The sequence below is a fragment of the Rhizobium sp. C4 genome (genome assembly GCF_021026315.1).
GTDB lineage: Bacteria > Pseudomonadota > Alphaproteobacteria > Rhizobiales > Rhizobiaceae > Ensifer_A.
Map to the genome: position 1 here is coordinate 39774 of NZ_JAJNCX010000004.1, position 15304 is coordinate 55077.

Genomic DNA, 15304 nt, shown 5'->3' on the forward strand with positions numbered 1-15304 from the left:
TGCCCCTGAGCGCGAATTCGCCTACATAGGCGCCAAATCTCAATTCCCCGCATTTTGCAAGCGAGCACGACCATGGCGCGACAGTTCATTTATCACATGTCCGGCCTCAACAAGGCCTATGGCAACAAGAAGATCCTCGAGAACGTCCATCTCTCCTTCTATCCCGACGCCAAGATCGGCATTCTCGGCCCGAACGGGGCCGGTAAGTCGACGATCCTGAAGATCATGGCCGGTCTCGACAAGGAGTGGACGGGCGAAGCCTGGCTCGCCGAAGGTGCCACCCTCGGCTATTTGCCGCAGGAGCCGCAGCTCGATCCGACGAAGACCGTGTTCGAAAACGTCATGGAAGGCGTGGCCGACAAGACGGCGATCCTCAATCGCTACAACGAATTGATGATGAACTATTCCGACGAGACGGCGGACGAGGGCGCGAGGCTTCAGGACGTCATCGACAGCCAGAACCTCTGGGATCTGGAACAGCAGGTCGAAATGGCCATGAGCGCGCTGGCCTGCCCTCCGGGCGATTCCCCGATCGACGGCCTGTCGGGTGGTGAACGTCGTCGCGTGGCACTCTGCCAGCTGCTGCTGCGCAAGCCGGACTTGCTGCTCCTCGACGAACCGACTAACCACCTGGACGCCGAAACGATTGCGTGGCTGGAACAGCACCTTCGCGAATATCCGGGCGCCATCCTGATGGTCACCCACGACCGCTACTTCCTCGACAACGTGACGGGCTGGATCCTCGAGCTCGACCGTGGTCGCGGCATTCCGTACGAAGGCAACTATTCGGCCTACCTCAATGCCAAGGCCAAGCGCATGGCGCAGGAAGAGCGCGAAGAAGGCAGCCGTCGCAAGGCACTGTCGCGCGAACAGGAATGGATCGCATCCAGCCCCAAGGCCCGTCAGGCCAAGTCGAAGGCTCGTATCCGCGCCTATGACGAGCTGGTGGCAGCGGCCGAAAACCGCCGTCCCGGCGAAGCGCAGATCATTATCCCGATCGCCGAGCGTCTTGGCCAGGTGGTCATCGAGGCAGACAATATCTCGAAGTCCTATGACGGCCGCGTTCTGTTCGAAAACCTCTCCTTCAAGCTGCCCCCGGGCGGTATCGTCGGTGTCATCGGCCCGAACGGTGCGGGTAAGTCGACGCTGTTCCGGCTGATCACCGGCCAGGAAAAGCCCGACAGCGGCTCGGTCCGCATCGGCGACACCGTGCAGCTCAGCTATGTCGACCAGAGCCGCGACTCGCTCAATGGCGAGAAGAATGTCTGGGAAGAAATTTCCGGCGGCACCGACATCGTCAAGCTCGGCAAGTTCGAAATGAACTCGCGCGCCTATTGCGGTGCCTTCAACTTCAAGGGAACCGACCAGCAGCAGAAGGTCGGCAATCTCTCGGGTGGTCAGCGCAACCGCGTGCATCTGGCCAAGATGCTGAAGTCCGGCGGCAACGTTCTGCTGCTCGACGAACCGACCAACGACCTTGATACCGAAACGCTCGGCGCGCTCGAAGATGCGCTTGAGGATTTCGCAGGCTGCGCCGTCATCATCTCGCACGACCGCATGTTCCTCGACCGTCTGGCCACCCACATTCTCGCCTTCGAAGGCGACAGCCATGTGGAATGGTTCGAAGGCAACTTCGAGGACTACGAGGAAGACAAGATCCGTCGTCTGGGCGCCGAAGCGGCGAACCCGAAGCGGGCGACCTACAAGCGACTGACCCGCTGACAGCAGCCTGAATCCAGAAAGACGGGGCCTGCTTCCTTGAAGCAGGCCCCGCTTGCGTTTCGCGGCCGCTCGTCGGTGTCGTCGCTCGCTTGGCCGGGTAACAAATGAACGTTCTGGTGCAGGCCACACGTCGAAGAGTTCGCTTCACCAGAGGTTGAATGCCATACAGAGCTGCCGTGCCTTGAGCGGAAAGCTGTGATTGGCCGACACCATTGCTGGCCTCCCTGCAACCTGAAAGTAGCCAGTTCTCGGATCGAATTTAAAGACATTCTTATATATCTTGCACCCTTCATAGGTGCATTGATCAAGTTCCTGCATCTCATCAGACGAGCATGTGGGGAAACGGGCGGGGCAACATGACCTTGAAAGACATCACCTTAGGCAAGCGGCTCTGGCTCGCAGTTCTTATACCGGTTGTCGTTGCCGTATCTCTTGCGGGGAGCGTCATCACAGACCTTTCATCCACATATCGGCGGATGAGCGATATCGCGCTTGCCAGCGAGAATATTAAGGTCGTCGGGGCTATCGCCCACACCCTCCAGGTCGAACGAGGTCTCAGCGCCGGATTTCTGGCTTCAGGCGGAAAGAACGGCGCGGTGGAGCTCGTGGCCGCAAGAAAAGCGTCAGATGAAGCTGTGTCCCGAATGCAGGAGCTTCGGTCTGCTCTCAGCCGCTTAGGAGATAATGACATTGACAACGAGGTTGCAGGCCTTGCCCCCAAGTTGGAGGTTTTGCGTCAAAACCGGGCGCAGATAGACACGCTTGCCATGTCCGGGAAACAATCCTTCCAAGCCTACACATCGACCATCGCGCAACTCATGGATTTTGCCAGGTCCTTGTCCTTGAAGGGAATTGATTCACAAATTGCCGCCGAGCTCATTGCGTATACGCAGTTGATGCAGGCGAAGGAAATGGCAGGGCAGGAGCGCGGGTCAGGCAACGGGATCATCACCGCGGGTAAATCCGAACTCAACCAGACGCTCGCCTTCACAAGACTGGCAGGCGCCCAGGAGGCTCTTCTCAATAATTTCGTGACCTTGCAGCCGAAGGAACTGCAATCCTCCTATACCAGCGGTCTCAAGGTACCTTCGGCTGATACGATCGAGCTGGCGCGCTCACTGATACTGGGAAGCCAGGGCACCGGCAGCCTTTCGGACCTCGACGCCAAAGCTTGGTTTGCCGCGACGACACAGCGCATCGAGGCGATGCGCTCGCTTGAGAACCAGAGCCTTTCTCGTTTGGCCGAGATGGCCGAGCAATCGGCGAGAGACGCATTCAGCAAACTCCTGGTGGGTGCTGTTTTGACACTTTGCGGCAGCATTGCCATGCTGCTCATCTCGACACTCCTGGTTGGAAGCCTCGTGAAACCCCTGAAGGTTCTCACGGCTGTCATGAGGCAGCTTGCTGACGGCAATCTCAATGCCGTCCAGGCAGGTGCCGAACGCAAGGATGAGGTCGGCGATATGGCGCGTGCAGTTGAAGTGTTCCGCCAGGCGGCCATCCGCAATGGTGAGCTGGAAGCCGAAGCAGAGGCCAATCGCCGTCGTTCGGAAGCCGAACGGGTCGAGCTGCAGCGTCGCGCCGAAGAAGACGCCAACGATCGCCTGAACAGGGCAACCAGTTCGCTTGCGTCAGGCCTGAAGCGCCTGGCGGCCGGCGATATGGTGTGCGAGATCCACGAGGAATTTGCGCCCCAGTTCGAGGCGCTGCGTCAAGATTTCAACACCTCCGTTTCGCAACTGCGCGACGTGCTGCTGGCGGTTGGTCAGTCAGCCGCCATGGTCAATGGCGGTTCGGGTGAGATTTCCAGCGCGTCCGACAACCTGGCCAAGCGCACCGAACAGCAAGCCGCCTCCCTTGAGGAGACCGCTGCCGCGCTCGAAGAGATCACCGCCAATGTCAAGATGACTTCGCGGCGTACCGTCGAGGCGCGGGATCTGGTGCTCGATGCGCGGGGCAAGGCGGATCGCTCCGGCGTCGTCGTGGATAACGCGGTCAAGGCCATGCAACGCATCGAGCATGCATCTGGCCAGATCAGCCAGATCATCAGCGTGATCGACGAGATTGCCTTCCAGACGAACCTGCTGGCGTTGAATGCCGGCGTCGAAGCAGCGCGCGCCGGCGATGCAGGCAAGGGCTTTGCCGTTGTGGCGCAGGAAGTCCGCGAGCTTGCGCAGCGCTCGGCCAATGCCGCGAAGGAGATCAAGGTCCTGATCGGAAATTCCGAAACGGCGGTCAATGAAGGCGTCAAGCTCGTCAGCGACACGGGCTCCGGCCTCTCGGCGATTGCCGAGGTGGTTCAGTCGATCAGCGGGCATATGGATGCGATCGCGTCTGCAGCGCAGGAGCAGTCATCCGGGCTTGCCGAAGTGAATACCGCCGTCAACCATATGGATCAGGCCACACAGCAGAATGCCGCCATGGTCGAGGAGATGAATGCTGCGTCTGCCGGGCTTGCCCATGAGGCCGGCAATCTCGCCGCCCTGCTCAGCCAGTTCCGCACGGCTGCGGACATCCGGCAGGGTTTCCAAAACCGGGCTGCCTGACAGCAGCTCGCCGAGATACGGCTCTTTGTCGTTACCGCTATCACCGGCGCCCCACGCAGGCGCCGGTTTGTAGCCCGTTCTTGAGGCCTGCTAACTCTAGCGATCGCCGCTTTACCCGATTTTTAACTAAATCGTACACGCTTGCCCTGAATTCTTAAGGGGTATTGGCCTTGTCGATCAGAAACATTCTTGTTGCAGCCTTGTTTGTGGTCAGCTTTGTGCTGGCGGTCATGGTCGGAAACTCGACCTTTATGGCGTTTCGCCAATTCCAGAGCTCGGACCAGGTGGAGATGCTGGCGCGCTATGACAAGGCGCTGTTTACAGCGCTCCTGAGTTTCCGCAGCGAACGCGGCGACAGCGCGACGGCTCTCACACTGGCGCCTGAAAAGGCGGCGGCTTCCATCGCCAGCTTCAAGGCGATGCGCGCCAAGGTTCAGGCGGCGATGACTGATGCGACGACGCTGTCAGCCGGTTTCGACGATGCCGACCTCAAGAAGGCGGCGTCCGACCTGAAGGCGGTCTATGGCGGTTTCGATGCACTCCGCGCCAAGGTGGACGGCAATGTCGACCTGCCGCTCGACAAGCGCGAGGCGGGGCTCGACAAGACGGTGCTCTCGCAGGGCAACGACCTGATCGCGAGCCTCGAAAAGACCTCGACCATCGTTGAAGGCGCGATCCGCAGCCTCGATGAAACGAAGCTCGCGCTGATCCAGACGCGCTCCTATGCCTGGTCTGCCCGCTCGCTGGGTGGTTCGGCCGCTGTCATCCTTAATGGTGTCATCGTCCAGAACCGCAAGCCGGATGCGACGGAGGCGACGAACCTGACGTCGTCCGACGCCGGTGCCGCCTTCGCGTGGCGCGCCGTCGAAACGCTGGTCAATCATCCGGCCACTCCGGCAGCGCTGAAGGAACGCTATCTCAAGGCCAACGAGGGTTATTTCAAGGGTGACTTCGCCACCTGGCGCTCCGGCATCATTGCCAAGCTGGTCGCCGGCGAGCCTTCACCCGTCAGCATCGACGAGTGGCGTCCGAAGGTCACGGCGGCTCTCGGCCTGGTGGCCGACGTGGCGTCGCTGGCCATGGACAGCCTGAACGAAAGCGCTGCCGCCAGCCGGTCGAATGCCGAGGTCCAGCTGATCGGCTTCTCAGTGCTCCTCGTCCTCGTGCTGGCCATCGGGGTGGGCGGCATGGCGACCGTCGTTCTCCGCGTCGTTCGTCCCGTCGGTCGCCTGACGCGCTGCATGAACAGCCTTGCCGAAGGCAATCGCGATGTTGTCGTTCCCGGCGCCGACCGTCACGACGAGATCGGCGAAATGGCGCGCTCGGTGGAAGTGTTCCGCCAGGCGGCGATCCGCAATGCGCAGCTGGAGACGGAAGCCGAAGAAAACCGCCGCCGCACCGAGGCCGAGCGGGTCGATCTGCAGCGCCGCGCCGAAGAGGATGCGAACGACCGCCTGAACCGGGCGACGAGCTCGCTCGCATCGGGTCTGAAGCGTCTGGCCTCCGGCGACATGCTTTGCGAGATCCACGAGGAGTTTGCCCCGCAGTTCGAGGCCCTGCGCCACGACTTCAACACCTCCGTCTCGCAGCTGCGCGATGTGCTGCTGTCGGTCGGCCAGTCGGCCGCCGTGGTCAATGGCGGCTCGGGCGAGATTTCGGCCGCCTCCGACAATCTGGCCAAGCGCACCGAACAGCAGGCGGCCTCGCTTGAGGAAACCGCTGCCGCGCTTGAAGAAATCACGGCCAACGTCAAGATGACCTCGCGGCGCACGGTCGAGGCGCGCGATCTGGTGCGCGATGCCCGCGGCAAGGCGGACCATTCCGGCGTCGTGGTGGACAACGCCGTCAAGGCCATGCATCGCATCGAGCATGCGTCGGGCCAGATCAGCCAGATCATCGGCGTGATCGACGAGATTGCCTTCCAGACGAACCTCCTGGCACTCAACGCCGGTGTCGAAGCAGCGCGTGCAGGCGATGCCGGCAAGGGTTTTGCCGTCGTCGCGCAGGAAGTGCGCGAGCTGGCCCAGCGTTCGGCCAATGCGGCCAAGGAGATCAAGGCGCTGATCGGCAATTCGGAGACTGCGGTGAACGAAGGCGTGAAACTCGTCAGCGACACCGGCTCCGGTCTTGCTGCGATTGCCGAGGTCGTTCAGTCGATCAGCGGCCACATGGATGCAATTGCGTCTGCCGCACAGGAACAGTCTTCGGGCCTGGCGGAGGTCAACACCGCCGTCAACCACATGGACCAGGCGACCCAGCAGAACGCCGCCATGGTCGAGGAGATGAATGCTGCGTCTGCCGGTCTTGCCCATGAGGCAAGCACGCTGGCGAGCCTCCTGAACCAGTTCCGCACCGCGGATGCGCAGCGTTCCCAGTCGCGCAGCCGCGCGGCCTGAGGATTGTCGACAAAGAGCTTGATGCGCAAGCTCTGTTCTGCCAGATGACGCCAGCGGCCTTCAGTCGCTGGCGTTCTTCCTTTCCGGTCTCCAAGATTTTTCCTTGCACACGCCTTTCAAGCGATATAAAGATATCTTTATATCTTGATGGAGGTTTGATGTCGCTGGGTCTCGACCAACTGGTGGAAACGTTGAAGGCTGCGGGTGAGACGACCCGCATGCGGCTGATCGCGTTGCTTTCGGCCGGCGACCTCACGGTGACGGACCTGACCGATATTCTCGGCCAGTCGCAGCCGCGCATCTCGCGCCATCTGAAGCTTCTGCTCGAGGCCGGATTGATCGAGCGCTACCAGGAAGGGGCCTGGGCCTATTTCCGCCTGAAGCGCGAGGGTGAGGAAGCGGGCGTGGCCAACGGTCTTCTCGCAGCGCTCTCTTTCGCTGATGCCGTGATTGCCCGTGATGCCGAAAGGCTGGTGACCGTGAAGCGCGAGCGTGCCGCGCAGGCGAGCGCCTATTTCAGCCGCAATGCCGCGGAGTGGGATGAAATCCGCCGCCTGCATGTGAGCGAGGAAAAGGTCGAGTCGGCGCTGGTCGGTCTCATCGGCGAGAAGCCGATCGACTCGCTGCTGGATCTCGGAACCGGAACCGGCCGCATCCTGCAGCTTCTTGACGGCAAGTATCGCAAGGCGGTCGGCGTGGATGCCAGCCGCGACATGCTATCGGTCGCCCGTACCAATCTCGACAAGTCGGGCACCTCGCGCGCCAGCGTCCGCCACGGCGACATCTTCAACCTGCCGCTCGAAGGGCAGGATTTCGACCTGATCACCATCCATCAGGTTCTGCATTTTCTCGATGATCCGCAGGCCGCCGTTGCCGAGGCAGCGCGGGTGCTGCGTCCCGGTGGCCGGCTGGCGATCATCGATTTCGCGCCGCACGAGCTGGAATATCTGCGCGAGGCGCATGCCCACCGGCGTCTCGGATTTTCGCATGAGATCATGGCCTCCTGGCTCGCCAAGGCGGGCCTTGAGGTTGAAAAGACTGTCGACCTGCAGGACGAGGCCGCAGGGAAGGGTGCATTGACCGTCACGCTCTGGCTGGCGCGCGACCCCCGTCTTCTGATGGCGGATGTCGAAGGTCTGCATGAAGCAAGGAGAGCGTGAATGACCGTCAACCCCACGATCGGCGCCGAGGGCGTCCGCCTGTCCTTCGAATTCTTTCCGCCGAAAAACCCGGAAATGGAAAGCCAGCTCTGGGAAACGCTCGAGGACCTTTCGGCCTGGGACCCGGATTTCGTTTCGGTGACCTATGGCGCCGGCGGTTCGACGCGCGCGCCGACGCTCAACACGCTGAAGGGCATTATCCAGCGTTCTCACATTCCCTCGGCATCGCATCTCACCTGTGTGGGTTCCACCAGGGAGGAGACCCATGCCATCGTTGAAGAGTTCCGCGCTGCCGGCATTCGCCACTTTCTGGCGCTGCGTGGCGACCCGCAGGGGGGCATCGGTACGGTCTATCAGCCGCATCCGGGTGGTTACGCCAATGCGGCCGAACTGACGGCAGGCCTGAAGGCGCTCGGTGATTTCGAGATCAGCGTGTCGGCCTATCCGGAAAAGCATCCCGAAAGCGCCGACGTTGCCGCCGATATCGATATGCTGAAGCGTAAGGTCGATTCGGGTGCGACGCGGGCGCTGACGCAGTTCTTCTTCGAGAACGACCAGTACGAGCGCTATCTCGAAAAGGTCGTTGCTGCCGGCATCACCATTCCGATCGTGCCGGGCATCCTGCCGATCCACAATCTGGCGCAGGTCCGCAAGTTTGCCGGCATGTGCGGGGCGAGCGTTCCCGACTACGTGATTGCGCGCCTCGGCACGATCGACGACCTGCCGGACGAGCGCTTCAAGGCGGCCTCGCAGCTCGCCGCCGAGCAGGTGCGGGATCTGATCCACCGCGGCGTCAGCGAGTTCCATTTCTACACGATGAACCGCTCGGCGCTTGTCAGCCGCGTGCTGGAGCTTTCCGGCTTCCAGCGCGTCGAGGTCGAGGCACGCCGTTCGCAGAACGGCGCTGCGGCCTGACACGGCCCGCAGAACCACCCGGTCTTTAGAACGGAAAAACGCGCGGAAGGTAACTCTCTTCCGCGCGTTTTCAATTTTCTTATTAGAGCCTCAAGCTCACCCCCGGACCCCTCCTACAAGGACCGGCAAGGCGTCCTGTCATCTCAAATGAACAGCATCGACGCCACAAACAAAAACGCTGCACCGATCATCAGGACATTGAGCGATTGCATAAGTCCCATTGCTGACCTCCTTCGCGTTAACGAGCGTCATCATAGGCAGCACTCGGGTCCGTTGAAAAGCGAAACTTGTGCTGCGCCGCCGCATGTATGTGTGCCTCAGGACCGCCTCAATTCGTCAAGCCAATGAAATGGCTTGATTTTTTAAGTTGAGAAAATTTGTGGGCGAATTAAACCTGGGTTAACGGCTTTGTTGCGATGCATCATTTTGGGACATTGTGACAAATTCTTGAAAGCGTTGACGTTTCCGCGATGTTGAAACGTCTGTTCCATTGCTGGACGTTTTGGCTGTTGCGTTTTGGGAGGCTGGCTCCCGGTTTTTGCTGCGTTGCGGTTGGCATGTCGGCGTGAATCGGCGCATAGTTTCGAGCGACAGGAGCATGGCGATTCCGGTGGGAATCGAAGGAGGCGGAGCTGGACGACATCATCACGCGATCGATCGAGGCCGCACCCGGTGATCATGGCTCTGCGCTGACGGCGATCGCCCTGGTGATTGCAGTGGCGGCAATCCTTGGCCTCGGTTTCATGCGGCTGCGACAGCCTCCGCTGGTCGGTTTCATCGTCGCAGGCGTGGCACTCGGCCCGACAGGCGTAGGGCTGATTTCCAGCAATGATTCCGTGTCGCTTCTCGCCGAAATGGGCGTCGTCGTTCTTCTCTTCTTCATCGGCATGGAGCTTTCGATCAAGGCGTTCATCCTGACGCTCAGACAGGCGCTCACCGTTGCTGGAGGGCAGCTTCTCGCGGCCATGGTTGCCGGCGGTGCGATCGTGCTCGTCACCGGCGCCGGGCCGGAAGAGGCGGTGATCATGGGCTTCATCATCGCGCTGTCCTCGACCGTGGTAGCGATGAAGATGCTGGAGGACATGGGCGTCTTGCGTGGTGACGCGGGCCGGATCGCGGTCGGTGTGCTGATCGCGCAGGACATCGCCGTCGTGCCGATGCTGATCTTCGTCTCAAGCCTCTCCGGCGGGGGCGGGCAGTTCGGCGAGGTTGCACTGAAGATGCTGGTCGCGGTCGGACTGCTGGGCGGCATTCTCTGGTGGTTCGGCGGGCACAAGAAGATCCGCGTTCCCTTTGCCGAGGAAATCGCGGAGAAGACGGAGCTGCTGGCGCTGGGCGCGCTTGCCGTCTGCTTTGCTGCCGCAGCCATTTCCGGTTATGCCGGGCTGTCGCCGGTCTATGGGGCGTTTCTCGCCGGCATCGTGACCGGCAACTCGACGCTGCGCAGCCGCGTCATCCCGGTGATCGAGCCGATCCAGAGCGTGCTGGTCGTCGTCTTCTTCCTGTCGATCGGGCTCTTGATCGATCTGTCCTTCATCCGAGCCAATCTCTTCCAGGTGCTGGCCGCATCCATCATCGTGATTGCCGCCAAGTCGGTGCTGAATATCTTCCTCATCCGCAAGACGGGCTCCTCGACCGAGACGGCGCTGATTGCCGGCCTCTCGATGGCGCAGATCGGCGAATTCTCCTTCGTGCTGGCGTCCGCCGGCCATGCGACCGGCGTGCTCGGCAGCGATCTCTACCGGCTTTCGATCGCGGTCACTGCGGTGTCCCTGCTGGTGTCACCGGTCTGGGTGGGTGTGATGCACCGGCTGGAAAGCGTGGCGAGCCAGGGGATGGAGACCTATCGCGACGCGCTGGCTGCGGCTTATGCGCACGAACTCTACGAGGTCCATCGGGGAACAGCCGCCTTTTCCCGATTCAGGCATGGCGCACATGTGCGCTATCGTGCGCTGCGCCTCGCGATCTATCATCGCAAGGCGGTCAAGCGGAAGCACTCGTAAAAGAGCTGATTACTTCATCGTCTCAAGGAGCTTGGCCGTCGGCCAGCCATCTGCGGGCATGCCGAGTTCGGCCTGAACCTTCTGGACGGCGGCGCGGGTGCCGGAGCCGAGAATGCCGTCAATCTTGCCGACATCATGGCTCTTGGCGTCGAGCTTTTCCTGCAGAACCTTCATGTCCTCGACCGAAAGGCCCGGTTCCGGATTGCCCGGATCATAGGCTTCGGCGCCGGACAGGCGGGTCGCGAAATAGGCAGCCGACAGCGTATAGACGAGCGACTGGTTCCATTCGAGATAGACGTTGAAGTTCGGATAGGCGAGGAAGGCGGGCCCGAAACGGCCCTGCGGCAGCACAAGCGAGGCGTTGAGGCCTGCTGCCGACTTGTCGCCATTGCGCGGCGTCACGCCGAGATTGAACCAGTCGCCTGCCGTCAGCGTGCCGCCAAGGCCCGACTTCTCGAAGGGCAGGGTTTCCGGGAGCTTGACTTCCTGCAGCCACGGTTCACCGCGCTTGAAGCCGAGGCCGGCCAGGAAACGGGCGGTCGTCAGGATGACGTCGGGGGCGGAATCCTTCAGGCGGACAAGGCCGTCGCCATCGCCGTCTTCGCCATACTTGATGATGTCGGCCGGCAGCATCTGCGTCTGGCCGATTTCACCGGCCCAGGCGCCCGTCGTCGTCTGCGGGTCGATGTCGTTGAGCGAAGCAAGCTTGATCAGCGCGATCAGCTGCGGGCGGAAGACTTCCGGACGGCGGCAGTCGTTGGAGAGCGTGACGAGCGCGTTGCGCGTGTTGAAATCGCCCTGGACGGCGCCGAAGTCTGTCTCCATGCCCCAGAAGGCGGTGATGACGGCGGCCGGCACGCCGGTCTCCTGTTCGGCCTTGGCGAAGACGCTGGCATATTGCTCGATCTTCTTCTTGCCGATCTGGTAGCGCGCGCCGCTGACCGTGCGCTTGGAAAATTCGAGGAAGGTCTGGCGGAACACGCCCTGGGCGCGGTCCATCTTCAGCACTTTCGGATCGATCTGCGCGCCGGCGAGTGCCTTGTCTACGGCTTCGGGTGCGATGCCGGAAGCAACCGCTTCGGTCTTGATGCCTTGCAGGAAGGTCGACAGGTCAGAGCCGCATTCGGCCGCGTATCCCGAGGCCGTGCTGGACATGAGTGCGGCGACGGCGAAGAGGGCAGGCAGGCGAACGGACGACATACGATAACTTTCCCGACAGTTGAAAGAATGGACGCTCTATACCGCAGGTCCGGCCAAGAGCAAACGCCGCCTTTGGCGATTCGACCCGCACCTGATCGATTTTTTCAGCACAATCGGGCGGATGTCGCGTCTTGCGGCGGCAAAGCCTTTGAACAGCGCAAAATGTTAGGAATGAGGTGAACGCGTGGCGAGATGCAGAATTTCTCAGGCGTTCCTGAAACGCGGCAGGCCGGCAAGCAGCCGGTGCAGCGTATCAAGCGTCGAAATGTCGGCAACGCCGTCGATCTTCTCGGGCCGGAAATGGCGCTGGAAGGCTTCGATCACACCCTTGGTCTTGTCGCAGAATTCGCCTGAGACCGGAACGCCATAGCCATAGAGAGCCAGCATGGACTGGATGGCTTCGACCGGCGGGCCGGCCTCCCCGAACTGGAAGAAACGGCCGCCGGCAACGGGTGCTGCCGGAACCCAGTGGCCGACGCCGGCCTCGTGGAGCGTCCCCCACGGGAAATGTTCGCCTGGATCGATCTTGCGCACCGGGGCGACGTCGGAATGGGCGAGCACGCGTTCAGGCGCGATATCCCAGCGGGCGATGATGTCGCGACAGAGTTCGATCACGGCAGCGATCTGCTGATCGGTGAAATCGGGCAGGGACGGGTGGCCGGGATTGGCGATCTCGATGCCGATGGAATGCGAGTTGATATCCGTCTCGCCCTTCCAGTGGCTCTTGCCGGCATGCCATGCACGGCGGTCTTCGGCGACAAGCTGATAGACCGTGCCGTCCATGTTGACGACATAGTGGCAGGAGACTTCGCTTTCCGGCGTGCAGAGCCATTCCAGCGCACCGGCCTCGGTCGGCATGCCGGTATAGTGCAGGATGATCATGTCCGGCCGGTCGGTGCCGCGGCGCTCCGTGTGATTGGGCGAGGGGCGGACGATGGCGGACTTGTAGTCGGGGGCAAATGATTGCGTATCGGTGGCGCTCATGCGGCGCGTCGCTCTTTCTCGATGGCGGCATAGGCCTGGTTGAGCGCGGCCATGCGCTCGTTGGCGATGCCGTGGAACTCCTCCGGCACACCGCGGGCGATCAGCCGGTCCGGATGATGCTCGGAGACGAGCGAGCGGTAGCGCTTGCGGATTTCCGCGAAGTCGGCTTCCGGGGCGATGCCGAGCACCTTGTAGGGGTCATGGCCGACGATGACATGGCGCGCCATAATCCGCTCGAAGCCTTCCTCCGTGATGTCGAAGATTTCGGCGATGCGATGCAGGAAGGCGATTTCGTTTTCATGCACCAGACCATCGGCCTTGGCGATGTGGAAGAGGCCATCGAGGATTTCGGTGAGCACGGGGCAGTCCGGCGCGCCGCAGCCGCACAGCACGGCCATGCGCTCGGCATAGGCCTCATAGCCGGCGACATCCTGGCGGGCGAGATTGTAGAGGCGGGCGACGTTCTTGGCCTCCGAGTCCGGAAACTCGAAAATGTCCTTGAACGCGTCGACTTCCTTTTCGGTCACGATGCCGTCGGCCTTCGCCATCTTGGCGGAAAGCGCGATCATGGCGATCGAGAAGGCGACCTTCCGGCGGGTCTCGGGATCACCCTCGAAAAGCGTGCGCACGGCCTCGATCACGCCGGACAGCGCGTTGCTTGCGGCGTCCGCCACGGCGGCCGCAACACGTTCCAGGAAGGACGAAGCCTGTTCGCAAAGAAAATCAACGATCATGGCAACGAGGTTGACCAAATAATCCGGACCATTTCAAGTCAGTTTTCCTCATCGTTTCATCAAAAGGACTGTTCACGGTTTACGGATTCAAACTCCGGACGGATGTATCCGACGCAATCCATGCCGTTCCGGCGACCGTCGGCGAATGCGGTGCGGAAATTGAATCGATTTTATTGTGCGCGGCCTCGAAAATCCCGCCAAATCAAGGACTTTTCTTCAAAATGTCACTTTACAAGGCAATGCCGTAACGCCAATTCATGCGCAGTCGCGTTCAGTCATCCGGAGGATTTCATGGCCAAACAGAAAGTCGCAATGCTCACCGCCGGGGGCCTTGCGCCCTGTTTGTCTTCGGCCGTCGGTGGTCTGATCGAGCGTTATAACGATGTTGCGCCCGATCTCGAGATGATCGCCTATCGTTCCGGCTACCATGGTCTTCTCCTTGGCGACATCATTCCGATCAACCAGGACATGCGCGAAAAGGCCTATATCCTTCACCATCATGGCGGTTCGCCGATCGGCAACAGCCGCGTCAAGCTGACCAACGCGGCCGACTGCGTCAAGCGCGGCCTCGTCAAGGAAGGGCAGAACCCGCTTGCGGTTGCGGCTGACCGGCTCGCCAAGGATGGCGTGACGATCCTGCACACGATCGGTGGCGACGACACCAACACGACGGCGGCAGATCTTGCCGCCTATCTCGGCGCCAATGGCTATAACCTCACCGTCGTCGGCCTGCCGAAGACGGTCGACAACGACGTCGTGCCGATCCGCCAGACGCTGGGCGCCTGGACGGCTGCCGAAGTCGGCGCGCATTTCTTCGACCATGTTTCGAACGAACAGAGTGCGGCTCCGCGCACGCTCGTGGTCCATGAAGTCATGGGACGCCACTGCGGCTGGCTGACGGCGGCCACTGCGCTTGCCTATATCGATCGCACCAAGGGCCACGAATATATCGAAGGCCTGATGATGAACACGGAACTCAAGAACATTGACGGCGTCTATCTGCCGGAGATCGACTTCGATCTCGACAAGGAAGCCGCCCGCCTCAAGGCGATCATGGACAAGACCGGATTCGTCACCATCTTCGTGTCAGAAGGCGCCTGCCTCGATGCGATCGTTGCCGAGCGTGAGGCTGCCGGCGAAAGCGTCAAGCGCGATGCCTTCGGCCATGTGAAGATCGACACGATCAATGTCGGCAACTGGTTCTCCAAGCAGTTCGGCGCGTTGATCGGTGCGGAACGCGCCATGGTGCAGAAGTCGGGCTACTATGCCCGATCGGCACCGGCCAATGCCCGCGACCGCCACCTCATCCATTCCATGGTCGATTCCGCCGTCGAAAGCGCACTGAACAAGGTTTCGGGCGTGATCGGCCACGACGAAGACCAGGGCGGCAAGCTCCGCACGATCGAATTCCCGCGCATCAAGGGCGGCAAGCATTTCGACACGTCGGCCAAGTGGTTCTCCGACGTCATGGACTTCGTCGGCCAGAGCTGGAAGGCGGTCTGACCGCCAACTCACGGCCGGGTGGGCGCGGCGAGGCCGGCGCCTGCCCTTGTTCTTTTCATTAGTCAAATCTAGCTACTCCGCGTGACGGTCACAACCGCTGCGCGGAGTATCTCGTTATGACTATGTTAACGATGCCGCATG

10 protein-coding genes are annotated in these 15304 nt (G+C 61.4%); 7 read left to right on the forward strand and 3 right to left on the reverse strand.

Annotated features, from left to right (window positions below):
• Positions 1 to 72 precede the first annotated feature (72 nt).
• The 6 genes from ettA to LQK84_RS08900 all read left to right on the forward strand — a co-directional run bounded on the left by ettA (position 73) and on the right by LQK84_RS08900 (position 10742).
• Positions 73 to 1722 (forward strand): energy-dependent translational throttle protein EttA, encoded by a 1650-nt coding sequence (gene ettA / locus LQK84_RS08875; protein ID WP_230828349.1) that lies wholly within the window; start codon positions 73 to 75, stop codon positions 1720 to 1722.
• Between the two features lie 356 nt (positions 1723 to 2078).
• Positions 2079 to 4268, forward strand: a complete 2190-nt coding sequence (locus LQK84_RS08880; RefSeq protein WP_230828350.1) for a methyl-accepting chemotaxis protein — start codon at positions 2079 to 2081, stop codon at positions 4266 to 4268.
• Positions 4269 to 4432: 164 nt separating this feature from the next.
• Positions 4433 to 6664 (forward strand): methyl-accepting chemotaxis protein, encoded by a 2232-nt coding sequence (locus LQK84_RS08885; RefSeq protein WP_442966935.1) that lies wholly within the window; start codon positions 4433 to 4435, stop codon positions 6662 to 6664.
• Between the two features lie 158 nt (positions 6665 to 6822).
• Positions 6823 to 7824 (forward strand): ArsR/SmtB family transcription factor, encoded by a 1002-nt coding sequence (locus tag LQK84_RS08890; protein WP_230828352.1) that lies wholly within the window; start codon positions 6823 to 6825, stop codon positions 7822 to 7824.
• Positions 7825 to 8739: a methylenetetrahydrofolate reductase [NAD(P)H] gene (metF, locus tag LQK84_RS08895; protein WP_230828353.1), complete on the forward strand. Its 915-nt coding sequence runs from the start codon at positions 7825 to 7827 to the stop codon at positions 8737 to 8739. It begins immediately after the preceding gene.
• Between the two features lie 716 nt (positions 8740 to 9455).
• Positions 9456 to 10742, forward strand: coding sequence for a cation:proton antiporter (locus LQK84_RS08900; RefSeq protein WP_230828354.1), 1287 nt, complete (start codon positions 9456 to 9458; stop codon positions 10740 to 10742).
• Between the two features lie 9 nt (positions 10743 to 10751).
• Here the strand turns inward: LQK84_RS08900 and LQK84_RS08905 are convergent, their stop codons facing one another.
• The 3 genes from LQK84_RS08905 to LQK84_RS08915 all read right to left on the reverse strand — a co-directional run bounded on the left by LQK84_RS08905 (position 10752) and on the right by LQK84_RS08915 (position 13660).
• Entirely contained in the window at positions 10752 to 11897 is a 1146-nt protein-coding gene (locus tag LQK84_RS08905; RefSeq protein ID WP_230828623.1) for a lytic murein transglycosylase, read from the reverse strand.
• Between the two features lie 249 nt (positions 11898 to 12146).
• Entirely contained in the window at positions 12147 to 12926 is a 780-nt protein-coding gene (locus LQK84_RS08910; RefSeq protein WP_230828355.1) for an N-acetylmuramoyl-L-alanine amidase, read from the reverse strand.
• A complete protein-coding gene (locus tag LQK84_RS08915; protein ID WP_230828356.1) occupies positions 12923 to 13660 on the reverse strand; it encodes a J domain-containing protein in 738 nt (245 codons plus the stop codon). The genes LQK84_RS08910 and LQK84_RS08915 overlap by 4 nt, the downstream gene beginning before the upstream one ends.
• Before the next feature lie 291 nt (positions 13661 to 13951).
• On the opposite strand from LQK84_RS08915, the gene LQK84_RS08920 reads away from it, so the two are divergent.
• Positions 13952 to 15163: a pyrophosphate--fructose-6-phosphate 1-phosphotransferase gene (locus LQK84_RS08920; protein WP_230828357.1), complete on the forward strand. Its 1212-nt coding sequence runs from the start codon at positions 13952 to 13954 to the stop codon at positions 15161 to 15163.
• The last annotated feature ends 141 nt before the right edge of the window (positions 15164 to 15304 follow it).

Coding starts and splice junctions, on each gene's coding strand:
- LQK84_RS08910 (WP_230828355.1), bottom strand. CDS start 12,926: ATGAGCGCCACCGATACGCAATCATTTGCCCCCGACTACAAGTCCGCC.
- LQK84_RS08905 (WP_230828623.1), bottom strand. CDS start 11,897: ATGTCCAGCACGGCCTCGGGATACGCGGCCGAATGCGGCTCTGACCTG.
- ettA (WP_230828349.1), top strand. CDS start 73: ATGGCGCGACAGTTCATTTATCACATGTCCGGCCTCAACAAGGCCTAT.
- metF (WP_230828353.1), top strand. CDS start 7,825: ATGACCGTCAACCCCACGATCGGCGCCGAGGGCGTCCGCCTGTCCTTC.
- LQK84_RS08880 (WP_230828350.1), top strand. CDS start 2,079: ATGACCTTGAAAGACATCACCTTAGGCAAGCGGCTCTGGCTCGCAGTT.
- LQK84_RS08920 (WP_230828357.1), top strand. CDS start 13,952: ATGGCCAAACAGAAAGTCGCAATGCTCACCGCCGGGGGCCTTGCGCCC.
- LQK84_RS08890 (WP_230828352.1), top strand. CDS start 6,823: ATGTCGCTGGGTCTCGACCAACTGGTGGAAACGTTGAAGGCTGCGGGT.
- LQK84_RS08915 (WP_230828356.1), bottom strand. CDS start 13,660: ATGATCGTTGATTTTCTTTGCGAACAGGCTTCGTCCTTCCTGGAACGT.